Source organism: Clostridium sp. AF20-7 (assembly GCF_003479275.1).
Classification (GTDB): Bacteria; Bacillota; Clostridia; order Lachnospirales; family Lachnospiraceae; genus Otoolea; species Otoolea fessa.
The window spans coordinates 113,299-137,422 of sequence record NZ_QUGF01000010.1; the positions used below are offsets into that span (position 1 = coordinate 113,299).

Annotated in this window: 28 protein-coding genes and 2 pseudogenes; 28 read left to right on the top strand and 2 right to left on the bottom strand. The window is 43.2% G+C overall.

All coding sequences use genetic code 11. From position 1 onward, the window contains the following. Nucleotides 1-4 precede the first annotated feature (4 nt). From DWX68_RS11805 to DWX68_RS11870, 14 genes are all read left to right on the top strand, one after another. A complete protein-coding gene (locus DWX68_RS11805) occupies nucleotides 5-790 on the top strand; it encodes an ABC transporter ATP-binding protein (RefSeq protein ID WP_118523659.1) in 786 nt (261 codons plus the stop codon). A 1-nt stretch (nucleotide 791) separates the two neighbouring features. Then, the gene (locus DWX68_RS11810; protein WP_118629608.1) at nucleotides 792-1,421 is read left to right on the top strand and encodes an ATP-binding cassette domain-containing protein; all 630 of its coding nucleotides are present in this window, start codon (nucleotides 792-794) and stop codon (nucleotides 1,419-1,421) included. Nucleotides 1,422-1,500: 79 nt separating this feature from the next. Further along, the gene (gene larB, locus DWX68_RS11815; protein WP_117796697.1) at nucleotides 1,501-2,274 is read left to right on the top strand and encodes a nickel pincer cofactor biosynthesis protein LarB; all 774 of its coding nucleotides are present in this window, start codon (nucleotides 1,501-1,503) and stop codon (nucleotides 2,272-2,274) included. Nucleotides 2,275-2,326: 52 nt separating this feature from the next. After that, entirely contained in the window at nucleotides 2,327-3,718 is a 1,392-nt protein-coding gene (larC, locus tag DWX68_RS11820) for a nickel pincer cofactor biosynthesis protein LarC (RefSeq protein ID WP_243027746.1), read from the top strand. Between the two features lie 67 nt (nucleotides 3,719-3,785). Continuing rightward, nucleotides 3,786-4,640 (top strand): ATP-dependent sacrificial sulfur transferase LarE, encoded by an 855-nt coding sequence (gene larE / locus DWX68_RS11825; protein ID WP_207663589.1) that lies wholly within the window; start codon nucleotides 3,786-3,788, stop codon nucleotides 4,638-4,640. Between the two features lie 22 nt (nucleotides 4,641-4,662). Further along, complete coding sequence (locus tag DWX68_RS11830) at nucleotides 4,663-5,361, top strand: DUF5714 domain-containing protein (protein ID WP_107001868.1); 699 nt, start codon at nucleotides 4,663-4,665, stop codon at nucleotides 5,359-5,361. Nucleotides 5,362-5,725: 364 nt separating this feature from the next. Beyond that, nucleotides 5,726-6,085: a metalloregulator ArsR/SmtB family transcription factor gene (locus DWX68_RS11835; protein WP_107001869.1), complete on the top strand. Its 360-nt coding sequence runs from the start codon at nucleotides 5,726-5,728 to the stop codon at nucleotides 6,083-6,085. Nucleotides 6,086-6,144: 59 nt separating this feature from the next. Continuing rightward, nucleotides 6,145-8,730 carry a heavy metal translocating P-type ATPase gene (locus DWX68_RS11840; protein WP_107001870.1) on the top strand — a complete coding sequence of 862 codons (2,586 nt, stop codon included), beginning with the start codon at nucleotides 6,145-6,147 and terminating at the stop codon, nucleotides 8,728-8,730. A 16-nt stretch (nucleotides 8,731-8,746) separates the two neighbouring features. Continuing rightward, the gene (locus DWX68_RS11845; protein WP_107001871.1) at nucleotides 8,747-9,265 is read left to right on the top strand and encodes a hypothetical protein; all 519 of its coding nucleotides are present in this window, start codon (nucleotides 8,747-8,749) and stop codon (nucleotides 9,263-9,265) included. A gap of 10 nt (nucleotides 9,266-9,275) precedes the next feature. Beyond that, entirely contained in the window at nucleotides 9,276-9,815 is a 540-nt protein-coding gene (locus tag DWX68_RS11850; protein WP_118629612.1) for a pilus assembly protein PilX, read from the top strand. Beyond that, a complete protein-coding gene (locus DWX68_RS11855; protein ID WP_118629614.1) occupies nucleotides 9,812-11,356 on the top strand; it encodes an FAD-binding protein in 1,545 nt (514 codons plus the stop codon). The genes DWX68_RS11850 and DWX68_RS11855 overlap by 4 nt, the downstream gene beginning before the upstream one ends. Before the next feature lie 5 nt (nucleotides 11,357-11,361). After that, nucleotides 11,362-12,063: a 2Fe-2S iron-sulfur cluster-binding protein gene (locus DWX68_RS11860; protein WP_118629616.1), complete on the top strand. Its 702-nt coding sequence runs from the start codon at nucleotides 11,362-11,364 to the stop codon at nucleotides 12,061-12,063. Nucleotides 12,064-12,198: 135 nt separating this feature from the next. Then, nucleotides 12,199-12,498: a metalloregulator ArsR/SmtB family transcription factor gene (locus DWX68_RS11865; RefSeq protein WP_005330972.1), complete on the top strand. Its 300-nt coding sequence runs from the start codon at nucleotides 12,199-12,201 to the stop codon at nucleotides 12,496-12,498. 189 nt (nucleotides 12,499-12,687) lie between these two features. Continuing rightward, the gene (locus DWX68_RS11870; protein WP_243000498.1) at nucleotides 12,688-12,957 is read left to right on the top strand and encodes a hypothetical protein; all 270 of its coding nucleotides are present in this window, start codon (nucleotides 12,688-12,690) and stop codon (nucleotides 12,955-12,957) included. 183 nt (nucleotides 12,958-13,140) lie between these two features. On the opposite strand, the gene DWX68_RS11875 is transcribed toward DWX68_RS11870, so the two are convergent. Further along, on the bottom strand, nucleotides 13,141-13,380 hold the full coding sequence (locus DWX68_RS11875; RefSeq protein WP_107001876.1) for a DUF6061 family protein: 240 nt from the start codon (nucleotides 13,378-13,380) through the stop codon (nucleotides 13,141-13,143). Nucleotides 13,381-13,689: 309 nt separating this feature from the next. Here DWX68_RS11875 and DWX68_RS11880 point away from each other — a divergent pair, with 309 nt between their 5' ends. The 3 genes and pseudogenes from DWX68_RS11880 to DWX68_RS11890 form a co-directional block, all read left to right on the top strand. Then, complete coding sequence (locus DWX68_RS11880) at nucleotides 13,690-14,526, top strand: sialate O-acetylesterase (RefSeq protein ID WP_087155189.1); 837 nt, start codon at nucleotides 13,690-13,692, stop codon at nucleotides 14,524-14,526. 166 nt (nucleotides 14,527-14,692) lie between these two features. After that, nucleotides 14,693-15,136, top strand: a complete 444-nt coding sequence (locus DWX68_RS11885) for a GNAT family N-acetyltransferase (RefSeq protein ID WP_107001877.1) — start codon at nucleotides 14,693-14,695, stop codon at nucleotides 15,134-15,136. A gap of 384 nt (nucleotides 15,137-15,520) precedes the next feature. Next, nucleotides 15,521-15,727: pseudogene (locus tag DWX68_RS11890) on the top strand (VOC family protein); the annotation flags it as partial. 112 nt (nucleotides 15,728-15,839) lie between these two features. On the opposite strand, the gene DWX68_RS11895 reads toward DWX68_RS11890, so the two are convergent. After that, nucleotides 15,840-16,193, bottom strand: coding sequence for a cupin domain-containing protein (locus tag DWX68_RS11895; RefSeq protein ID WP_004614173.1), 354 nt, complete (start codon nucleotides 16,191-16,193; stop codon nucleotides 15,840-15,842). 142 nt (nucleotides 16,194-16,335) lie between these two features. Here DWX68_RS11895 and DWX68_RS11900 point away from each other — a divergent pair, with 142 nt between their 5' ends. The 11 genes and pseudogenes from DWX68_RS11900 (at nucleotide 16,336) to DWX68_RS11960 (ending at nucleotide 23,946) form a co-directional block, all read left to right on the top strand. Next, nucleotides 16,336-16,668: a helix-turn-helix domain-containing protein gene (locus DWX68_RS11900; protein WP_008373705.1), complete on the top strand. Its 333-nt coding sequence runs from the start codon at nucleotides 16,336-16,338 to the stop codon at nucleotides 16,666-16,668. A 96-nt stretch (nucleotides 16,669-16,764) separates the two neighbouring features. Continuing rightward, entirely contained in the window at nucleotides 16,765-17,088 is a 324-nt protein-coding gene (locus DWX68_RS11905) for a hypothetical protein (protein WP_004613237.1), read from the top strand. Nucleotides 17,089-17,158: 70 nt separating this feature from the next. Further along, on the top strand, nucleotides 17,159-17,920 hold the full coding sequence (locus DWX68_RS11910; protein WP_164979758.1) for a class I SAM-dependent methyltransferase: 762 nt from the start codon (nucleotides 17,159-17,161) through the stop codon (nucleotides 17,918-17,920). Nucleotides 17,921-17,957: 37 nt separating this feature from the next. Further along, nucleotides 17,958-18,452: an HD domain-containing protein gene (locus tag DWX68_RS11915; protein WP_118472551.1), complete on the top strand. Its 495-nt coding sequence runs from the start codon at nucleotides 17,958-17,960 to the stop codon at nucleotides 18,450-18,452. 62 nt (nucleotides 18,453-18,514) lie between these two features. Beyond that, nucleotides 18,515-18,757 (top strand): annotated as a pseudogene (locus DWX68_RS11920) (GNAT family N-acetyltransferase); the annotation flags it as partial. Between the two features lie 94 nt (nucleotides 18,758-18,851). Next, complete coding sequence (locus DWX68_RS11925) at nucleotides 18,852-19,289, top strand: radical SAM mobile pair system MarR family transcriptional regulator (protein WP_009535039.1); 438 nt, start codon at nucleotides 18,852-18,854, stop codon at nucleotides 19,287-19,289. After that, complete coding sequence (locus DWX68_RS11930; RefSeq protein ID WP_118570126.1) at nucleotides 19,286-19,975, top strand: radical SAM mobile pair protein A; 690 nt, start codon at nucleotides 19,286-19,288, stop codon at nucleotides 19,973-19,975. Before DWX68_RS11925 ends, DWX68_RS11930 begins: the two co-directional genes overlap by 4 nt. Continuing rightward, nucleotides 19,963-20,871, top strand: a complete 909-nt coding sequence (locus DWX68_RS11935; protein WP_118629622.1) for a radical SAM mobile pair protein B — start codon at nucleotides 19,963-19,965, stop codon at nucleotides 20,869-20,871. The genes DWX68_RS11930 and DWX68_RS11935 overlap by 13 nt, the downstream gene beginning before the upstream one ends. Before the next feature lie 243 nt (nucleotides 20,872-21,114). Then, a complete protein-coding gene (locus DWX68_RS11945; protein WP_118524142.1) occupies nucleotides 21,115-21,660 on the top strand; it encodes a methylated-DNA--[protein]-cysteine S-methyltransferase in 546 nt (181 codons plus the stop codon). A 500-nt stretch (nucleotides 21,661-22,160) separates the two neighbouring features. Beyond that, nucleotides 22,161-22,613: a MarR family winged helix-turn-helix transcriptional regulator gene (locus DWX68_RS11955; protein WP_022358569.1), complete on the top strand. Its 453-nt coding sequence runs from the start codon at nucleotides 22,161-22,163 to the stop codon at nucleotides 22,611-22,613. Then, nucleotides 22,603-23,946, top strand: coding sequence for an MATE family efflux transporter (locus DWX68_RS11960; protein ID WP_118629624.1), 1,344 nt, complete (start codon nucleotides 22,603-22,605; stop codon nucleotides 23,944-23,946). The genes DWX68_RS11955 and DWX68_RS11960 overlap by 11 nt, the downstream gene beginning before the upstream one ends. Nucleotides 23,947-24,124: the final 178 nt, after the last annotated feature.

Sequence of the window (24,124 nt, forward strand, 5' to 3'; positions counted from 1 at the left end):
TTCCATGGAAAAGCCGATATTGAAAATTCAAAATCTAAACTTATATTTTACGCAGTACGCGCGTGGGCTTAGACGGCGCGAACTCCATCCGCTCCGCGACCTTTCCTGCAAACTTTTCAGTGGGGAGCTGACGGCGGTGGTCGGGGCGAGTGGTTCGGGAAAAAGCCTGCTGGCGCACGCGATTCTGGGGATCTTGCCGTACAACTGCCGGATGGAAGGAAAAATTTCCTATCAGGGAGAGGTTCTGGATGAGACGCGGCTTGCCGGGCTGCGGGGCAATGGAATTTCCCTGATTCCGCAGGGGGTTTCCTACCTCGATCCGTTGATGCGGGTCGGGGATCAGATCTGCGGCGGCAGAAAAGATGAAGCGACGCGGGCAAAATGCCGCCAGCTTTTGAAGCGGTACGGGCTGGATGAATCAGTGGAAAAATGTTATCCATTTGAGCTGTCGGGCGGCATGGCGCGGCGCGTCCTGATGGCAGCGGCACTGATGCAGGAGCCGAGGCTGATTGTGGCGGATGAACCGACACCGGGGCTGGAGGCGATGACCGCGCGCCATGTAATCCGTCATTTAAAAGAGATGGCACAGGACGGGGCAGCGGTGCTTCTGATTACTCATGATCTGGAACTGGCGATTGAGATGGCGGACCGGATTCTGGTGTTTTATGACGGGACGATTCTGGAGGAAGTAAAGCCGGAGAACTTTCGGGAGGGACGGAATCTGAAAGAGCCATACACGCAGGCGCTCTACCGGGCACTGCCGGAACATGAATTTTTTGGAGGAGAATGAGATGTCACTAAAGGCAGAAAACCTATCTTTTTCATATGAAAATGGAGGGCGCCACGTGCTGACGCGTATTTCCCTGAAAATTGAGCCAGGAGAGCGCGTGGGTCTGGTGGCGCCGAGCGGATATGGAAAAACGACGCTGTGCCGCCTGCTGGCGGGATATGAGAGACCGGAGGCGGGAACGGTAGAGATTGACAGCATACCGATTGAGAATATCCGGGGCTGTATGCCGGTGCAGTTAATCTGGCAGCACCCGGAGCAGGCGATCAACCCGCGCTGGCGGATGCGCCAGGTTCTCAGTGAGGGCGGTCAGGTGGATGAGGAGAGCCGGGGACGGCTTGGCATCCGGGAAGAATGGCTGGATCGTTTTCCATCGGAGCTTTCCGGCGGCGAACTGCAGCGGTTCTGTATTGCCAGAGCGCTGGCGGCAAATCCGCGGTATTTGCTGGCGGATGAGATCACCGCGATGTTTGACGCAGTGACCCAGAGCCAGATCTGGCAGGCGCTTTTGCATGAGGCAAAGGAGCGGGAGCTGGGAATGGTGATTGTGAGCCATTCGGAATCTCTTTTGAAGCGGATTTGCACGCGGCGGATTGATTTGAAGGCATTGCAGGAAAAGATGGCAGCAGTTTAGCCAGTGCACATATTGACAGAGAAAATCGGGATTGACCGGGCGGAATAGAACAATCGGGATTTGGTAAGGAGGTCGAGAAATGGATGTTCGGAAGCTGTTGGAAGAGGTAAAACGGGGGGATACGAGTATTGAGGAAGCGGAGAATGCGTTCAAGAATCTTCCTTACGAAGATTTAGGGTATGCGAAGCTGGATCTGCACCGGAAATTGCGTTCGGGATTCCCAGAGACGGTGTTCTGCCAAGGAAAGCCGGATGCCTATCTGGCGGATATTTTCGAGACGCTGTACCGGGAAAATGGGGAAGTACTCGGAACGCGGGCGACGCCAGAGCAGTGGAATCTAGTGCGGGCGCGCATCCCGGAGATAGAATACGATCCGGTTTCAAAAATTTTGCAGGCGAGAAAATCATCGGAGACACCGTGGAAGCTGGAAGGGCTGGTGGCAGTCTGCACAGGCGGAACCGCGGATATCCCGGTTGCGGAGGAAGCTGCCAAAACGGCAGAATTTTTCGGCTGCCGCGTGGAGCGCTACTATGATATAGGGGTGGCGGGCATCCATCGCCTTTTATCCAAACGCGAGGCGATTGCGCGGGCAAACTGCGTGATTGCGGTGGCGGGAATGGAAGGCGCGCTTGGCACAGTTGTCGCCGGGCTGGTGGAAAATCCGGTCATTGCGGTTCCGACCTCGGTCGGTTATGGTGCAAGTTTTCATGGACTATCGGCATTGATCACGATGATTAATTCCTGTGCGAACGGCATTTCGGTTGTAAATATAGATAACGGCTACGGCGCAGCATACCTGGCGGCGCAGATCAACCGCCTGGCGGTGCGGGAGCCGAAGAAGACGGCAGAGTGATAGTGGTTTGTGATAATTGCATAAAAGCGAAAAACGGAAATGTATCAATAAAATGAGAAAAGTAGAGGGAGAAGTAAAAATGGATGAGAAAATCTTATATCTGGATTGTGCGTCTGGAATCAGTGGAGATATGACGGTTGGCGCATTGTTAGATCTTGGAGCAAGCCGGGAAAAACTGGTACAGGCACTGGAAAGTTTGGGCGTGTCCGGGTATCATCTGCATTTTGGGCGGACGAAGAAATGTGGAATCGATGCGTATGATTTCGATGTACATTTAGAGGAAGAAGAGCATCATCACGACCACGAACATCATCACGATCACGAACATGGTCATGAGCACGAACATAGCCATGATGAGCACGACCATGAGCATCATCACAATCATGAACACACTCACGACCATGAGCACAGCCGTGATCACGCTCACACCCACGATCATATGCATCCCCACGTCCACCGCAACATCCATGACATTTTCGAGATCATCGATCGTCTGGATGCATCTGACCGTGTTAAAAACCTGGCGCGCCGGATGTTTGAGATTGTGGCGGAGGCAGAGTCCAAGGCACACGGAATCCCGGTCAGCGAGGTTCATTTCCATGAAGTCGGTGCAATTGACTCGATTGTGGATGTTATCAGTGCGGCATTCTGCCTGGAGGATCTGGGAATCCACCGCGTGGTGATATCGCCGCTTTCCGAAGGTCATGGATTCGCACGCTGCCAGCACGGGTTAATGCCGGTTCCGGTTCCGGCGACGGCAAATATCGCAGCGGCACAGGGCTTGGAACTGACGCTTCGGGATGTCGAAGGAGAGATGGTAACGCCGACCGGCGCGGCGATCGCGGCGGCATTCCGGACAGAAGCGGCGCTTCCGAAGAAGTACCAGATCGAAAAGATCGGTATCGGCGCCGGAAATAAGGATTTCGCGCATGCGAATATCCTGCGGGCGATGCTTCTGACGGATAAAACGGTGGAAGTAGAAACCGGAAAAGACGGTCACGACGAGAGCTCCATGTGGGTCATGGAGGCAAACCTGGACGACTGCACCGGCGAGGCGCTGGGATATGCGATGGAGGTGCTTCTGGAAGCGGGCGCCAGAGATGTGTGGTACACACCGGCATATATGAAGAAAAACCGTCCGGCGTATGTGCTTCATGTACTGACAACGGCAGAAAAACGAGAAGAATTAGAACAGCTTGTATTCTCCTGTACGACCACGATTGGTGTGCGCCGTTATCCAGTAGAGAGGACGATACTGCCACGGGAAGTAAAGGAGATCCAGACCCGTTACGGGGCAGCAAAGGTAAAAATCTGCAAGCGCGGCGGCGTGGATACGTGCTATCCGGAGTATGAGAGCGTGCGCGCGATCTGCCGGGAGACAGGGAAGCGCTTCATGGAAGTATTCCACGGAGTAATGGAAGACGGAAGTATTAGTTTACAGTAGGCACTTTTGAGATTGAAAAACGGCACAGTGCATTCTCGTTAGATAATTAAGAGGAGAATCAAGAACCATGGAAAATAAACCAATGATATCAGAGACAGAAAAAAGAGAAGCTTTAAAACAGTTCATGGCAGAAAAAGCGAAAGCACCGGTCTGTGTCGCCTTTTCGGGCGGTGTGGACAGCAGCCTGATTCTCAAGCTGGCGTGTGATACGGCGAAGAAGACGGGAATGCCGGTTTATGCCGTGACATTTCACACCATGCTGCACCCAGCCTGTGATCTGGAGATCGCGGAGCGGGTGGCAAAGGAGCTGGGCGCGATCCATAAAATTATCCAGGTCAATGAGATGGAGCTGGAAGCCATCCGGACGAATCCGGTCAACCGCTGTTATATCTGCAAACACCACCTGTTCGCGACACTTCTGGATTTTGCAAAAGAAGAGGGGATTCCGTGCGTGATGGACGGAACCAATGAGAGCGACCTGCATGTGTACCGCCCAGGTATCCAGGCACTCCGTGAGCTGGGTGTCGTCAGTCCACTTGCACAGTGCGGACTGGAGAAAAAGGATGTCAAGGCATTTGCAGCTGACTTAGGAATTTCCGTTGCATCCCGTCCGTCCATGCCATGTATGGCGACCCGCCTTCCATATGGAACTTCCTTTGACATGGAAGTTTTGAAGCGGATTGAGAAAGGCGAAGATTATCTTCGAAGCGTGTTTGGCGGAAATGTGCGCCTGCGCCTGCATGGCGATATTGTCCGGATCGAGGTGGATGCGGATAAATTTGAAAAAGCGATTGCCGAGCGGGAGACGATCTGCAGGACATTAAAAGAAATGGGTTTTCTGTACATTACACTCGATCTGGAAGGTTTCCGGTCGGGAAGTATGGATATAGTGCAGAAACTCAACGCGCTGGCCGGGAAATGAATGTGAAGGAGATGGAAATCCCATGCAAGAAGAATGTATTGTCTGTAAAGCACCTCTTATTTATCTGGAACAGGATGAATGGATGGAGTGCGAATTATGTCATAAAAAAGAATTGAGCAAGACCAGATGCCAGAACGGGCATTATGTTTGTAATGATTGTCATACGAAGGGACTGGACACCATTCTTTCCCTGTGTATAGACGAAACATCCAGAAATCCGATCGAGATTGTCCGGAAGATGATGGATGCACCGTTTTGCCATATGCATGGACCGGAGCATCATGTCATGGTGGGAGCGGCGCTGCTTACTGCATATAAAAATGCGGGAGGTGCTATTAATCTGCGGGAATCTGTGATGGAAATGCTGAACCGTGGAAAAGCCGTTCCAGGAGGAACCTGCGGATTCTGGGGTGCCTGCGGAGCGGGAATCAGCGCAGGTATGTTTGTATCTATCTTGTCTGGGGCGACGCCACTGACGGAGGAATCCTGGGGACTTTCGAATCAGATGACATCAAAAGCACTGGAAGCGATTTCGCACACCGGCGGTCCGAGGTGTTGTAAAAGAGATTCTTATCTGGCGATTCTGGCGGCGGTTGATTTTGTAAAAACGCATTTTGGAATCGAAATGGAATGCACAGAAGTCCATTGTACGCATTATGCTCAGAACAATCAGTGTATTGGCAAGCGCTGTCCATTTTGGCGATTTGATGATAGTATTTGACTATAAATGGATAAACGGAGATAATAAAGTTGCGATATAATTAGATTGTGCGGGATGAGATTGCAGTTTACATAATGTGTGAACTGTGATGAGAGAGCAATTTCTCGTGTAATAGGAAATTCCCTGGAATTCCCTATTACACAAAAAGGCACATCCTTTTTTACGTGGAAAAATCGGAATTTACAGGAAGTGTGACAAGAAAGCCAAAACGGTATACTGGGAAAAAAGATTAAGAAAAGAATAAAGAGCTGGTTTTAATTGTAAAATTTATGGGGAACTAACATCAGCTTATTGACATGAATTTAAAAATAAGTATAATAATAGTTGAGTAATTGTTCAACTATTATTATTTGGAGGTGAATATATGTCAAAATCGTCTTATATTTGTAATTGCGATGTAATTCATGAGGATATTGTGAATGATGTGAAATCCAAGATGCAGCCAAAAGATGATTATATCCAGTTGGCTTCTTTGTTTAAGCTATTTGGAGATGGAACTAGAGTACAAATCTTACACGCTCTAGAACAGAGTGAGATGTGTGTATGTGATCTTGCAGTGCTACTGGGGGTAACAAAATCTGCAATTTCGCATCAGTTAAAGGCATTACGCCTAGCGAATCTGGTAAAATTCCGTAAAGAAGCACAGATAGTTTACTACTCGCTGGCAGATGATCATGTGAAAGAGATTATTGACAAGGGATTTGAGCATCTTTGGCAGAAATAATATTTTTTAACATTATAGTTGAGTAATTGAACAATTAAACAAATTATAAGGAGATTATCATGAAACGCATATTTCTATTAAAAGGGTTGGACTGTCCAAATTGTTCCGCAAAAATTGAAAAAGAAGTCGGAGAGTTGGATGGAGTGCAATCCTCAGTGGTAAATCTGATGAAGCAGACGCTGACAATCAATGTTGCTCCAGCTGCCGCAAATACAATAGCCAGTCAGATTGAAACGATTGTCCACAGCCATGAGCCAGATGTGGAGGTTCAGGAAGAAACAATTATCCCCGTTACAAAGAGTTATTTGTTAAAGGGCTTGGACTGTCCGAACTGCTCCGCAAAAATTGAAAAAGAAGTCGGAGAATTGGATGGAGTACAATCCTCAGTTGTAAATTTGATGAAGCAGACGCTGACAATCAATGTTGCTCCAACTGCCGCAAATACAATAGCCAGTCAGATTGAAACGATTGTCCACAGCCATGAGCCAGATGTGGAGGTTCAGGAAGAAACAATTATCCCCGTTACAAAGAGTTATTTGTTAAAGGGCTTGGACTGTCCGAACTGCTCCGCAAAAATTGAAAAAGAAGTCGGAGAATTGGATGGAGTACAATCCTCAGTTGTAAATTTGATGAAGCAGACGCTGACAATCAATGTTGCTCCAGTTGCCGCAAATACAATAGCCAGTCAGATTGAAACGATTGTCCACAGCCATGAGCCAGATGTAGAAGTTTCCGAAATTGCACAGGAATACTATATACCTGCAAAAAAACAGGATACCAATACATCCTATAACAATGAGGATAAGAAGTTGACAGTTCGTTTAGCGACTGGTGCAGCAATCTATGCCATTGGTATGGCATTGACTGTTTTTGCGAAAGTGCCACTGCCTATCGAATTAGCTTTTCTCATTGTTTCTTATGTTATTCTTGGTGGAGATGTTGTATGGCAGGCTGTGAGGAACATTTCAAAGGGGCGTGTATTTGATGAACATTTTTTGATGAGTGTTTCTACGATTGGGGCTTTTGTCATTGGTGAATATCCAGAAGCAGTTGCTGTTATGCTATTCTATCAGGTAGGTGAATTTTTTCAGTCATTGGCTGTTAAGCGTTCCAGAAAATCTATATCAGACTTAATGGATATACGTCCGGATTGTGCTACAGTCAGAAGGAACGGAGAATTGATTACCATATCTCCTGAAAGTGTTGCCATTGGTGAGATTATTATTGTAAAGCCTGGTGAAAAAATCCCATTAGACGGTGTGGTATTGGATGGAGATTCTATGCTGGATACGAGTGCTTTAACTGGAGAATCGGTTCCGAGAAGCGTTCATAAAGGAGACGAAGCACTTTCCGGTTGTATGAATCAGACGGGTGTTTTAACGATTAAGACAACGAAAGCATTTGGTGAATCTACTGCTTCAAAGATTATTGATCTTGTGGAGAATGCGTCCAGTAGAAAAGCACCAACAGAAAATTTCATTACTACATTTGCACGTTATTACACTCCTGTTGTTGTAATCTTAGCAGCTATTCTGGCAATTCTGCCACCAATCCTTCTTGGTGGAGGTTGGACAGAGTGGATTCGCAGAGGATTTGTTTTCCTTGTGGTATCTTGCCCATGTGCATTGGTCATTTCAATCCCGCTGACTTTCTTCGGAGGTATTGGTGCGGCATCTAAACGAGGTGTTCTTGTAAAAGGAAGTAATTATTTAGAGGCGCTTAATAATGTCAGCATTATTGTGTTCGATAAAACCGGAACACTTACAAAGGGTGTTTTCAATGTGACTGATATTCTGCCTGCAAATGGATTTTCAAAAGAACAGGTTCTGGAGTATGCGGTCCAGGCAGAGAGCTTTTCTAACCATCCTATTGCAAAATCCATTCTCTCTGCTTATGGAAAAGAAATTGACCAATCAGTTATCTCTGATTACAAGGAAATTTCCGGATATGGAATCAGTGCCATGGCAGGAAAGAAGAAAGTTTATGCTGGCAATACGAAACTTATGGATTCAGAGCATGTGGAGTACACAGCCTGTGAAAAAGTTGGTACAAAGGTTTATGTAGCAGTAGATGGTCAATATGCCGGATGTATTTTGATAACAGATGAAGTAAAGCCGGACAGCAAAAAAGCAATTTCTGATTTGAAACATATCGGTGTGGAAAAAACAGTCATGCTTACTGGTGATGATGAAAAAATTGGAAAGGCTGTTGCGGAAGAATTGCAGTTGGATGAATATTATGCACAACTGTTTCCTGATCAAAAAGTGGAAAAGGTTGAGCTTTTAGACAGTAAAAAGAGACAGGGAAGCAAATTAGCTTTTGTTGGTGATGGTATCAATGATGCTCCTGTCCTTGCTCGTGCGGATGTTGGTATCGCAATGGGTGGTCTTGGTTCAGATGCGGCCATTGAAGCTGCGGATGTGGTTCTGATGACAGATGAACCATCTAAGCTGGTGGATGCGATTGATGTGGCAAAAGCGACAAAGCAAATTGTCATGCAGAATATAGTGATTGCCCTTGGAATTAAGAGTGTGTTCCTGATCCTTGGTGCTCTGGGTATAGCTGGAATGTGGGAAGCTGTATTTGGTGATGTAGGCGTTACCATAATTGCCGTCTTGAACGCAATGAGGATTTTGAAAAAATAAGAAACGAGGTGGCAATGTGAAACGGAAATTGATTCTGTTAGCAGTTACAATTGTTTTTCTTGCAGGTTTCGGTGCACTTTTGCACTCACCGCCCTCTATGATTGATGCAGTCACAGGAGCAACACCGAAGTCAAAAAAGGCGGCTCAAGCCTCCGCACAGTTGGAAGGCTCTTATGTCCTCGGTATTAATATGATGTCAGATGGTCTCGACAACGAGAACACCCGGAATAAATTAAAAGAATTGGCACTGGACGATTCGGAAACAAATGAAACAGATCTCATGAAAACGGACATTAGTTTTCGGTTATATGTATCTGAGACGGATTATCCGCTTGTCAGTTATGCTAAGAAACTCTGTGACAGGTTGAAACAGGCCGGTTTCTCCGTAGATCTGAAAGAGTACAGTAACACAATGATGCTATCAAGAGTGGTAAGTGGAAAGTATGATGTATTCCTGGCATCGGATGATTTTATTGACGTTACAACGCTAACACAGATGGACTATATGATCATGGACAGCGAAGAAATGAGGTGAGCGGGAATTTATGAGAAAATGGAATACGATTTTGTCTGTTTTAATGCTTCTCATTTTTATGATTCATGGAATCATGGGCAGCTTTATGCTGAACGGAGTTGGAAGTAGCGCAGGGAAACTTCTTGCATGGATTGGTGTTGGTATTCTTGTTGTGCATACGGTGATTGGTGTCATCCTGACAGTTCAGAGTTTACAGACAGCGAAGCAATCCGAAAAAATGTATCTGAAACAGAACGCCATATTCTGGGCGAGACGAGCCAGTGGGCTGGCAATACTGATCCTGCTGTTCTTCCATATTGGCTTGTTTGGAAAGGTGCAGAATGGGACATATATTTTGTTCCCTTTTACAACGGTAAAGATGGTAACTCAGCTTTTGTTCGTGGCGGCAATCTTTGTTCATATTTTTATCAATATCCGCCCATTGCTCGTATCGCTGGGAATCATCAGTTATAAAGAACGAAGGGGTGATATTTATTTGATTCTTTCGGTGCTCCTTCTGTTTATAGCGGGCGCAGTTATTTTCTATTATATTGGGTGGCAATATCTATGAGTAAGACAATTATTATTATAGGTGCTGGACTGGCAGGACTTTCAGCGGCTTTGCAGGCAGCGGAAAATGGATGCAATGTAAAACTGGTTTCCTCCCTTCCGTCAGAGCGGGCACAGTCTGTTATGGCGGAGGGCGGTATCAACGCAGCTTTGAATACAAAAGATGAAAACGATAGTCCCGAAGAACATTTTACAGATACAATAAAGGCAGCATGTGGTCTGGCAGATCCAAATGCAGTTTGGGGAATGACACAGGCAGCACCGGAGCTGGTGCACTGGCTGTTAAAACTTGGAGTTCAATTTAACATGAGCGGCTATGATGATGTGGATCTGCGGAATTTTGGCGGGCAGAAAAAGAAAAGGACTGCTTTTGCGCAGAGCGATACCGGGAAGCAGATCATGACAGCTATGATAGACGCTGTTCGCAGGAAAGAAGCATCTGGTATGGTAGAACGGTTCAGCCATCATTCTTTCCTAACACTTCGTCTGTGTGACAATATTTGTTGTGGCTGCGTAATCAGGGATGAATACAGTCAGGAGACTGTGGAATTACCGGGGGATGCGGTTATTGTTGCCACCGGTGGTATGCACGGATTGTTTGGAAATACAACGGGTTCGCTGAGCAATACAGGAGAAGTCACCGCAGAATTGTTCCGGCTTGGTGTTCCTCTGGCAAATGGTGAGATGATCCAGTATCATCCGACAACTGTGAAATGTGGTGGAAAACGCATGCTCATCAGCGAGGCGGCCAGAGGGGAAGGTGGTAGGTTGTTTGCCATGAAAGATGGAAAACAATGGTATTTCATGGAGGAAAAATACCCGGAGCTTGGAAATCTGATGCCACGAGATATTACCGCCAGAGAGATATGGAAGGTCAGCCATGAATCAGAGGTATTTCTTGACATGACGGAAATATCGGACGAGATTATTTCAAATAAGCTATCTGGTCTGGCAGACGATTGTATGACCTATCTGCATAAAGATATACGAAAGGAACCGGTGTCTGTTTTACCGGGAATTCACTATTTTATGGGAGGCATTCTGGTGGATGAGCAGCACAGAACGCCGATTCAGAATCTTTACGCTGCCGGAGAATGCTGTGCCCAATATCATGGTGCCAACCGTCTTGGTGGAAATTCTCTGTTAGGAGCGTTATACGGAGGACGTGTTGCGGCAAAATCAGCATGCGAACAGGCAGATGTAGTAGATCTATCTTGTGCGACACAGATAGATTTTCCACCAGCGTCCCAAATTTCAGAAATAAAGCAATTAAACAAAGTGATGCAGGAGACTATGGGCGTTGTCAGAAATGAGAATACGTTGTTAAATGGGATTCAAACGGTACAAGCGCTGACAGGAAATCTTCCATTGCTTGGCATGGCAGTTCTAAAGAGTGCTCTTGCAAGAAAAAAAAGCCGTGGTGCACACTGGCGGGAGGATTATCCGAAGAGCAATGACGATGATTACCTTAAAACAACGGTAGCCAGATTTGATGGAAAGCAGATACAGATTTCCTTTGTACCTGTTCCAGAAAGGCGGTGATTCACTTGGTATATAAAATAAGAATCAGGCGGCAGGAGAGTCAGAAATCAGACAGTTATTGGCAGGAATTTGAGTATGACGGAAGCAAAAACAGCTCTGTTGCCACTGTTCTAAAGGAATTGAACAGTAGAACCCCTTTGAAAGATAACTCAGGAAATATAGTTACCCCCATCAGCTGGGAATGTAGCTGTATGGTGCGAAAATGTGGGGCTTGCGCCATGCTGATTAACGAACGTCCGAGGTTGGCATGCTCTACATTTCTACATACGTTAAAAGGTTCTACAATCATCTTGGAACCTTTAAGCAAATTTCCGCTTGTAAGAGATTTGATCGTTGACCGGTCAATTCTGTTTGAAAATTTGAAAAAACTGAACCTTTGGCTTGAAAGTGAAGCTTATATGAATCCGTGGACACATGAACCGAGATACCAGTCGGCACGCTGTCTGATGTGTGGCTGCTGCCTTGAAGTGTGTCCTAACTTCTCTGCAAATGGGACTTTCGCAGGCGCTGTTGCTGCAGTCAACGCATTTCGGATTCTGAATGAAGAACAGGAAAGCACTCATTTGAATGAGATTTCTGCTGAATATAAGAAGAAATATTTTGAGGGATGCGGGAAGTCGTTATCTTGTCATGATATTTGTCCGATTGGTCTGCCTGTGGAAGAACTACTTGTAAGGTCGAATGCAGCGGCTGTTTGGGGCAAATAAAATGGATGATAAAAGCTATAATGAATGTATGAAGAGAATCAAAAACTTGATTCTCTTTTTTAAAATACATACATTGACAAATATCTATGTATATATTATATTGAACATAGACAATGATCAATGTGAGGTGTCAATATGAATGCAATGGATGTGGCTTTGATATGTAAGGCTTTGGGCGATGCGAACCGGCTGGAAATTGTACAGATGCTGTCGGATGGAGAAAAGTGCGGGTGTAAACTTTTGGAAAGATTTGAAATTACCCAGCCAACTTTATCCCATCATATGAAGATATTGGTAGGATGCGGCCTTGTGAATGATCGTAAGGAAGGAAAATGGCATCACTATTCTTTGAATTGTGAGACATTGATGAATTACAAACACTTTATAGAATCCCTTACTTGCCTTGGATGCGGTGACGGGGATTGTTGTAAATAATTAAAGGAGAGCAGATATCATGAAAAAAGAATTAAATTCAGGAATTAGTTTTTTCCAGCGTTACCTGACTGTAACCTGCCAAACATCAATCTGGGGCAGTTGCAGATAATTCTCGCAGCAGCGGGCTTACTTTCTGTATTAGCAACGGTTAACTATATGTTGTTCCTGTCTGCAAAATGTAAAGACACATTGACAGTTTTGCTGATCTCTATCGTAGTTCTTCTCATGCCGCTTTTTGCTTATGTGGCGATGGGAGCAACATGGCTCTCTACCATACTTCCATCTGCCGGAATTGGTATGCAGAACAATTTCCTTTCTCAGCTTGCAAATTTCAATTATCTGAATATCGGTGGAATGAGTTTCTGGACACCGCATGTTATTTTGATTTCGGCAGGAATTGAATTATTTGTGTTTACATTCTTGGCGATTCATTCCTATTGCAGACATCAGGTAGCATAAAAGAAGTTCAAAATAGAATGAATTGATTATCTGCCGCATGACGGCAAAAGAAAAACCAGACAATTTAGAACGGCGACTTTGATTTTCAGAGCCGCCGTTTCTTTGCGTTTATACAAACCTATGATGAATTTTCCGGAAATATTATAGCTAATAGTTATTTAAACTGTTGTATTTGTTTAAAAATTAAAAAATATCTAATGAGTCTTCCGCATCTACCCACATCTGCAAATTTCCATCAAGATATAATCTTGCATATTCAAGAGGATCATCAATGGCGAGTGCGTTTAATGCACAGTCTGATCCTGATGTGGTTTTTAAGTCCTTTTCAGCTTCCCAACAGTCAATGCGGAGCATATAGCCAACAGAGGTATAAACATCAATACTGTTGCGCTTGGGATTGTATTCTGCAAATATTGTTCTCATCGTATCAAATCTCCTTATCGTTAAATCAATCATTTGTTGCAAAAATCAGAAGCATTTCAATCAGTTCACCATGTCACTTTTATTTTGTGTTATACTGTTTTATAGGATTTTTTTGCCCTTGTATTTGCCCTTATCAGAGTTCGTAAACACTGGTGGGACAATATAACACAAGGGAAACAATAAGGGAAAGTTCACCAGTGATAAATTCAGTGTTTTCAAGGGTTTGCGGAGAATGTAATAACAAAATATAACAGTTATTAAATCTCTTAAAACAGGTGAAATCTCAATCGGAATTTGTGGAGGTGTTGAATGAAAAGTGTATTAATGATTGGACAGTCCAACATGGCTGGACGTGGATTCATAAATGAAGTACCGATGATTTGTAATGAGAGAATCCAGATGTTAAGAAATGGAAAATGGCAAATGATGACAGAACCAATTAACTACGATCGTCCTATATCAGGAGTAAGTCTTGCGGGTTCATTTGCTGCAATGTGGTGCATGGAAAACAAAGAAGAACAAATCGGCTTGATTCCATGTGCGGAAGGTGGCAGTTCCATTGATGACTGGTCTATAGAGAAAATATTATTTAAAAATGCAATTATTCAGGCAAAATTTGCAATGCAAAATAGTAATTTGATTGCTATTCTGTGGCATCAAGGAGAAAATGATAGCTATAATGGTAACTACAAAACGTATTATGAAAAATTACATACAATTTTTGAGGCTTTAAAAAATGAACTTAATTTAGACGATGTACCGTTTATTATTGGAGGACTTGGTGACTATTTAGGAAAGATAGGCTTTGGTTTTAATTGTACAGAGTATGACTTGGTGAATAAAGAATTATTACGATATGCCAATGATCATAATCATGTATATTTTGTAACTGCCCAGGGGTTGTCAGCAAATCCAGATGGCATACATTTAAATGCTGTCTCTCAAAGAAAATTTGGGGTTCGTTATTACTATGCCTACAAAAACAAAAAGAATGTGATAACACCTTTGAAAAACGAAGAAAAATTATTAGAGTCATGTATTAATATTCCATATACTCAGAATGAAATGAAATATTTAGCCATGATGGATTTGACAATGGGAAAATGTAGTTATGAAGAGTTCATAACAAAAATGAAAAATCTCTAACTTTCAATCTGACTAATGGAAATAAAATAAAGAAAAGAATTAGAATTTTACAAAGAAGTGTAATTGTATGAATAAAGCGATTGTTGTAATGAGGATTGCTATTCTTACTTCTTTGGAAAAAGATAAGTAATTGACTGGCAAATTCCAATTTGACGGAGTAATATATATGAAAATCCGAGAAGTAAATGAGAATAAAAAGCAGTTTATATCATTATTGTTATTAGCTGATGAACAGGAGAGCATGGTTGATCGCTATCTTGAAAAAGGAACTATGTATGTGCTTGAAGACAATGATGTAAAAGCTGAATGTGTTGTCACCGATGAAGGTAACGAAATACTTGAAATCAAGAATATCGCAGTCGATCCGGAAAATCAGGGAAAGGGCTATGGCAAAGCACTAATTGATTTTCTTGCCAGTAAATATGCAGATGAATATTCTGTTTTGCAAGTTGGAACAGGTGACAGTCCATTGACGATATCATTTTATGAAAAATGTGGGTTTGTTCGTTCTCACAAGATTCCCAATTTCTTTACTGACAATTATGACCACCCAATTTATGAGGGCGGTGTACAACTAATAGATATGGTATATTTGCAAAGACATATATAACTTCAAGCTTTTCGAATGTATGTTTGTGCCTGAGGAATTGGAGAGTGGATAATGAAAAAACCACCTTTATACACTGCGAAGACCACCTTTGTACACTTTTTTAAAATGTGGATAACTTCTTAAAAACCACCTTTATACATTCTTGTAAAATTGGGAAAAAGCTCAAAAAACCACCTTTATACAGTTCTATGAAATGTGAATAATCACCAAAAATAACTTTTATTATTAAAAGACCACCTTTGTACAGTTTCTTAGATAAAAGATAAAGGAATCCAGAAAAACCACCTTTGTACAGTTAAAAACCACCTTTGTACACCTTTCGTACAAGATAGGTAATTGGCTTAAAAACCACCTTTATACACTAAAAAATTACCATCTTGCAAAATGCCTGATTTACCTAAAGAACTTGCTCGCACGGGATATGCACATATCGCATTTAGTGTAGGAAGTAAAGAAAAGGTTGATGCCTTGACCGTAGAGTTGAAAACTGCTGGTTATGAAGTAATCAGCGGTCCCCGGACAACAGGAGATGGCTATTACGAAAGCTGTATTGTTGCAATTGAAGGGAATCAAATTGAGGTTACAGTTTGAACCCGACAATTTCAAGTTCGAAAAATTGAGAAATCGTAAAATTGAAGAAAAAAGGAATGCACAGTTCTTAGCATATCGGGAACTGTGCATTTCTGTAAATAAATACTTTTAATTAGCCGATTACGGCATCTTCTGCTGTAAAATGTTCCAGAGAATTTTCTTTTACCTGAATGCAGATATAAGTAATTCCGGAAATATCGGATGCAAAAAACTGACGCTTTGCAGCAGGAGCGATTTTTAGCCAGTCTCCAGTTGAAAGGCTAATTTCTTCTCCATCAATTATGGCTTTGCCGTTACCTGAAAGAATTCCATAGATTTCTTCATTTTCTTTATGAGAATGAACAAATGGGACATTTGCTCCTGCAGGTAGTTCGTTTAAACTGATTTCTGCACCTGTTAAAGACAACTTTTCATGCAGCTCAATTCGGTTTTCCTTTCCAATAGTTGTTTTTGTGTAATTTGCCATAATAATACCTCCATAGTTAATTTGTAGTTTCTGGTTGATTGGTATTAGTATAGTGTGAGACACATACAAAAACAAGTACGCACCTTTTTGTAACTGTACACTCAAAATTGAATGTGTTACAATAGACTCGGAGGTGAGAATTATGCGAGCAAAAGAAGAATTACCGGAATGCCCAGTTGCAACAGCAGTATCTCTCATCGGAGGAAAATGGAAACTGCTGATTTTGCGTAACTTGAAAGAGCGTCCATGGAGATTCAATGAGCTACAACGAAGTATAGATGGTATTTCACAAAAGGTTTTGACAGATAGTTTAAGACAAATGATGAGTGATGGGCTGGCATATCGCCACGATTACCATGAGCAGCCACCGAGAGTTGAATACGGCTTAACTGAACTCGGAACAAAAATGCTTCCAATTGTTAATTCACTTGCTGACTTTGGTAACTACTATAAATCAATTATTGAACAGAATTAAGGACGTTAGTATTTGAAAAGATCGAACAATTCCAGTTTGTATAACAGGAATTTATCAGAAAATGAGGAATAGTTGAAATGGAGGCGCTATAATAACATGAAGATTGAAGGGAACCAGAAAGAACTGGATGCAATGGTAGAATTTCATAAGGGAAACCGTGTCGAGGGACTGAGACTGCAAGAAGAATTTGCAGCGGAATTTCGTAAGGAGTATAAAGACAAAGATCACTGTCCTTGCCTGAAAGCCTGTCGTTATCACGGAAACTGTAAGGAATGTGTAGCAATCCACAGAGCGCATCAGGAACATGTTCCTAATTGTATGCGACCATTGATTAATAAAAAATTGAAATTGATGTCAGAATTAACAGAGCATACCTTGGCAAATGAAATAGAAGCTCCACATGAGATTTTAAGAAAATAGGCAAGTCAAATTCCCGTTTATTGGGAAGTCGCAGAGAACGAAAAATCGGAAGTTTACAGCGAGGTGAAAGATGTTGAATTATGTAGAATATGGAAAAGAAAACAAATATGATGATGATATATTTTTTCAAAAATACAGTCAAATGAGTCGCTCACAGCAGGGACTAGCCGGTGCAGGAGAATGGGAAACATTGAGAAAGCTGCTACCGGATTTTAAAGATAAGCGTGTGCTTGATTTAGGATGCGGCTATGGATGGCACTGTATTTATGCGATGGAACACGGAGCGTCTTCTGTTGTAGGTGTTGATATTTCTCATAAAATGCTCGAGGTAGCCAAAGAAAAAACACATTTTCCACAGGTTGAATATAAATGCTGTGCTATAGAAGATGTGGAATTCCCAGAGGAGAGTTTTGATGTAATATTAAGTTCACTTGCGTTTCACTATGTAGCAGATTATGAGATTTTAGTAAAAAAGATATATAGAATACTGAAGTCTGGTGGTAAGCTAGTTTTTACGGTTGAACATCCTGTTTTTACTGCCTATGGAACACAAGACTGGTATTATAACGAAAAAGGAGAAATACTGCATTTTCCGGTGGATAATTATTATTATGAGGGCAAACGAACAGCTGTGTTTTTAGGAGAAAAGGTTACAAAATTTCATAGAACACTGACCACATATCTAAATACACTGCTTTCAAATGGTTTTATAATAAATCATATTGTGGAGCCGCAGCCGCCGGAATACATGATGGATATTCCGGGGATGCAGGATGAAATGCGCCGTCCCATGATGCTGATTGTATCGGCGAACAAAAAAGTGGATAGATAGAACTAAAACACCTATAAGGTATAAATGGAGGTAATTTATGTTTAAAGAAAAAATTATTATAGAGATGAAAGAAGTATTCAAAGAAATTCCTTTTGGCATAGAGCATACTCTCAAAGTTTTGAAAAATGCAGAAGATATAATGAAAGGAGAAAATATCGGAGAGGAAGAAAAAGAATTCATCAGTATTATTGCTATACTACATGATATTGGTGCGGTTGAAGCACAAAAAAAATACGGTTCTATTGATGGTGTCTATCAAGAAAAGGAAGGACCAGAAGTAGCGAAAGAAATATTAAAAAAGGTAGGCTATAACAAAAATATTGATAGAATATGCTTTATAATAGGCAACCATCATACTCCATCTAAAATTGATGGACTTGATTTTCAAATACAATGGGAAGCTGATTTGCTTGAAAATTTAACGATTATGGATAAAGAAAAAGAACAGGAAAAGATAAAAAAGTGTATAGATGAAAACTTTAAAACAAACACAGGAAAAAGGATAGCTTATAATCGCTTTATTTTAGATTAGTAGTAGATTATTACAGTTATGTATTTTATATCGCAAAGAAAAAATAGTAGTTAAGTTTAACCCTAGGGTTAAATGATGAATATGTTGAGGGCATTTTTGTTTCTGGTGAAATGCAATCGCAGGGTATAGGTAAAATTCTGCTGAATTATGCAAAGGACAAAAGGAGTAAGTTGTACTTGAACGTATACCAAAAGAATGCACGGGCAATATCTTTTTATAAGAGAAAAGGATTTGAGATTCAGCATAGTGGCTTAGATGAGGCTACCGGAGAAAAAGATTATGTAATGACATGGCAACACAAATAGAAATTCCAGTTTACCTCTATTCAAACATACAAGCTCTTGACAATAAAGCTCCTATATAGTATGATTTTATAAACTACTATATAGGAGCTTTTGCATGAAAACAAATGGCGGATTTCTTGTCACCAAAATAAAACAGCTTGGTGACCGGATTTTTGAGAAGATTCTCAGCGAAAAAAATATCGATGCGTTTAATGGAGCCCAGGGACGTATTCTTTATGTGCTGTGGCAGGAGGATGGAATCTCGATCAGGTCACTCTCGGTCAAATGCGGATTAGCGATAACATCTCTTACGACGATGCTGGAAAGAATGGAAAATCAAGGACTGATAAGCCGTGTTCAGTCTGAAACGGACAAAAGGAAAACACTCCTGTTTCTGACTGAGAAAGCACATGCCTTAAAGGGCGAGTACGATTCTGTATCTGATGAGATGGGCAGCATTTACTACAAGGGTTTTTCAGAGGAAGAAATTACCCGGTTTGAGGAATGCCTCGACCGCATCAGAAAGAATCTTGAGGAGTGGCAGAAGTCATGAGTATTTGTATCAAAGATCAGATTCAGAACATGAATCTCGTCATCGGCTGCACAGTGGGGTGTACATATTGCTATGCCCGCAACAACGTGAAACGCTGGCATATGATTGATGACTTCGCTGACTCTGAATTCTTTCCGAGTAAGCTCAAGATGATGGAAAAGAAACGTCCGCAGAACTTTCTTCTTACCGGAATGAGCGATCTCTCCGGATGGAAGCCGGAATGGAGAGACGAGGTATTTGCAAAGATCCGTGAAAATCCACAGCATCAGTTCCTGTTCCTTACCAAGCGACCTGATTTGCTGGATTTTGATACCGATCTGGAAAACGCATGGTTTGGCGTTACGGTGACGAGGAAAGCAGAACTGTGGCGTATCGACGCCCTTCGGAAAAACGTCAGAGCAAAACATTACCATGTTACCTTTGAGCCGTTATTCGACGATCCCGGCACAGTTGACCTTTCCGGAATCAATTGGATCGTTGTCGGCACCATGACCGGAGCTCAGAGCAGGAAGATTCATACGGAGCCGGAATGGGCATGGTCTCTGGCGGACCAGGCACATAAGCTCGGCATTCCGGTGTTTATGAAGGAAGACCTTGTCCCTATCATAGGGGATGAAAATATGATTCAGGAAATGCCGGAAGAATTTAATAAAGTGTTAGAGGTACAGAAATCATGGAAGAAGTAATAAATGGAATCCTCATTCGTGAGGTGGAAACAAAGAACATCATGACTAAGTCTAGTCTGCCGGTAGGCGGTTACTCGGTCAATCCCTATGTGGGCTGTACACATGCCTGCAAGTATTGCTATGCTTCTTTTATGAAGCGCTTTACCGGGCATAAGGAGGAATGGGGCACTTTCCTTGATGTGAAGCATTGGCTGGAAATTAAAAATCCGAAGAAATATGCCGGACAGCGGGTGGTCATCGGTTCTGTGACAGATGGCTACAATCCACAGGAGGAGCAATTCGGGAATACCAGAAAACTTCTGGAGCAGCTGATCGGCAGTGACGCAGATATTCTGATCTGCACAAAGTCGGATCTTGTGGTACGGGATATTGATCTGCTGAAGAAGCTTGGACGTGTAACCGTTTCATGGTCGATCAACACACTAGATGAAAATTTCAAGAACGATATGGACTCTGCTTCGAGCATTGAGCGCCGTATCTCTGCTATGAAGCAGGTATATGAAGCCGGTATCCGTACAGTCTGTTTCGTATCCCCGGTATTCCCCGGTATCACGGATTTTGAAGCAATCTTTGAGCGGGTAAAGGATCAGTGCGATCTGTTCTGGCTCGAAAATCTCAATCTTCGAGGCGGTTTCAAAAAGACAATTATGGATTATATCGCCGGAAAATATCCTGATCTTGTACCACTTTACGACGAGATCTATAACAAGCATAACCGCAGCTACTTTGAAGCACTTGAAGTAAAAGCTGAGAAAATGGCTAAGAAGTATGATTGTGCCTTTTTGGATAATGAAATGCCTTATGGCAGAGTCCCGCAGGGACATCCGGTGATCGTAGATTATTTCTATCATGAGGAAATCCGTGGGACAGAGAATACCGGAAAAAGAAATCGCTAACTTCCAGCTTGGTTATAAGATCGGATTTATCAATGATGCTGAGATATGGTTACTCATGTTAAAATAACGCAATACCTCTGTTATATATATAATGAGGATGAAATAGACGAGTTGATTCTGCTGATACGCGATAGCTTTATTCTGGCTTTTACGGTTCTTAAAGATACACTTGTGAAGAAGCTGGAGGAAGCAGAAAGCGATTGGATGTAAAAAAGCAGTCGATAACCTTGGGGGGAGTCCGCGGTGAAGGATAAAACAGTATATACATGTACATATAAATCAAAGTTAGGCGATATTCTGCTGGCGGCAGACGCGATCGGACTCACGGGTCTGTGGTTTGAGGGGCAGAAGTATTTTGCAAATACACTTCCAGACGGAGTTATTTCACAGGAAACCCTAATTTTAACAGAGGCAAAGAGATGGCTGGATATTTATTTTTCTGGCAAAGAACCGGACTTTATTCCGCCGCTGCATCCGACTGGCTCCGCATTTCGACAGGCGGTGTGGCAGATTTTATTGCAAATTCCGTATGGACAGACGACTACCTATGGGGAGATTGCAAAAAAGCTGGCGAAGATGCAGAATGCGTCCCATATGTCCGCGCAGGCGGTAGGCGGTGCAGTGGGGCATAACGAGATTTCCATTATCATCCCATGCCACCGTGTGGTGGGAACGAATGGAAGCCTGACCGGGTATGCGGGTGGAATTGATAAGAAAGTGGAACTGCTTACGCTGGAACATACCGATATGAGTCGTTTTTTTGCGCCGAAGAAAGGAACGGCGCTTTAGTCATTTAGGTGTAATTTTGACTGTGATATTAATTTTCATTTAATTATATCCGTGTAGTTTCTCATCTTTCGTAAGTTTGTAAAGTATCTCCTGCTTTTTCATATACGTAACAAATAGATTTATAAGTACTGTGTTCATAATATTACCCCCTGCATTATGTTTCCATGGAAACAAGTATACCATCGCCTTGTTTCCTTGTTAACAAATTTGATAATAACGATATAGGATATTTTCATCAGAATATTTTTCTTATTTCAAAGATTGCGAAGTTTCACAGGCAGGCGGGGATGTTATTTACAGAAATCCAGATGGAATACAAATGCCAGGACCGCTCCTGGAAGACGATGATTGTGCGTGCCTATTAGTTAAAAAACCATGGAAATCACTATTCGTACATTGTAACATATCGGTTTGATATCGCGGAGCGAGTAAAGATTGACAATTTCAAAATCCTGTCGTATACTTCTTTCAGTCCCAAATGGGATTGAATGGGGAAGGTTATGGAATATAAAATACAAAAACTTTACGATCAGGTCAACCAGGCGATCATCCGCTGCCGTGGTGTATACTCGATGTGGGCAAAGAATAACAATGTGAGCTATAACCGGATGCTGGTGCTTTACACCATCCGCGAATTCGGATTCTGTACGCAAAAGCAGATCTGTGATTCGTATCTGCTTCCGCGGCAGACGGTGAACCATGTGATTTCAGAGATGAAAAAGGACGGGATTCTTGTAACGGATCCGGAAAAGAGCACCGGGAAGGAAAAGGCGCTTGTTTTGACGCCGGAGGGCGAACGGTATTCGGAAAAATTATTATATTCGTTAAGCCGGATGGAAGAGCGGGCGGCGAAACGTTTGGGAGAGGACAAGATCCGCAGAATGACGGAACTGTTTATGGAGTATGACCAGATTCTGGAAGAGGCACTGGAGGAGACGGACGATGAAGAGTAAGGCGGGAACGGATACAGAATTTTTCCGGACGGAGAAAATTCCGAAGATATTGCTGCAAATCGCACCTCCGGTTATGCTGGCGCAGCTGATTCAGGCGATGTATAACATTGTGGACAGCTTTTTTGTGGGAAAATATTCCGAATCGGCGCTGACGGCGCTTTCGGTCATTTATCCGTTGCAGCTCATCATCATTGCGCTGGCGGTGGGAACCGGCGTGGGCGTGAATACCTACATGGCGCGCCTGTATGCACAGAAAATGCCGGGACAGGCGGAAGAAACAGCGGGAACAGGCACGCTTATGGCGCTTGGAACCTGGTTTATATTTGCCATTTTCTCGATCTTCTGTATGCGTCCGTATGTCCTGACAAGTGCGAATACCCCGGAAGCGATCGAGAGTGCTGTTATCTACGGACAGATCGTCTGTATCGGCAGCATCGGGGCATTTCTGGAAGGAAACTGGACGAAGGTCCATCAGTCGCGGGGCAATATGCACCGTCCGATGGTCGCCCAGACCGTGGGGGCGCTGACGAATATCGTGCTTGACCCGATCCTGATTTTCGGACTCGGTCCGGTGCCGGAGCTGGGAGTCGCGGGTGCTGCCTATGCGACTGTCTGCGGACAGGTGGCAGCTGCGGTCATCACATCGTTTGGCGGGGTTGGCAGATTGCCAGAGCGCACAAAAATGCCGCTCTATATCAAGCAGATCTACTGGTTTGGCTACGCGTCGATTATTATGCAGGCATTATTTACAGTTTATATCGTGATCTTAAATGCGATCCTTGCCGGATTTTCAGATTCGGCAGTGACGGTGCTGGGGCTTTATTATAAAATGCAGACGTTTTTCTTTATCCCGCTGATGGGCTTGCAGACGTGTATCGTTCCGGTGCTCAGCTTTAACTATGCAACCAAGAGCTATGCGAGATGCCGGGAAATTATGCGGGACAGCTATGGATTTTCCTGTGTGTTTATGCTGGTCGGTGTGATCTGCTTCGTTTTCTTTCCGGTGCAGCTGCTCCAGGTTTTTTCAAAGAGCAGTGAGGTCATCGCGATCGGAAAAAATGCATTCCCTATCATCGGGGCAAGTTTTATTCCGGCGGTATTTTCACTGATGACCCCGGTCTTCTTCCAGGCGATCGGAAATGGAAAGATCAGCCTCTTTTTGTCCGTGATGCGCCAGATCTGCTGCCTGATTCCGATTTTCTGGCTGCTGTCGCTGATTGACCTGCGCTTTACCTGGTTTGCATTTCCGATCTCGGAAGTGCTGGTCGGTGTCACGGGAATCGTGCTTTATTACAAGGAAATCAAAAGAGACTTTGATAAAGGAGCAGCATGAGAAAGCACGTAAAAACACAGAAAATAGTTTCGTAGAAAATTTTTAAACGCTTTTAATGAATTGAAAAGGAACCGCCTGGGTCAGTCTATCAGCTGGCATCAGGACGGTTCCTTTTTTGAAAGGAGAATGAATGTGACATAAAAAATTGAATGTATGCATTTCGTGTACGTATGAGGCA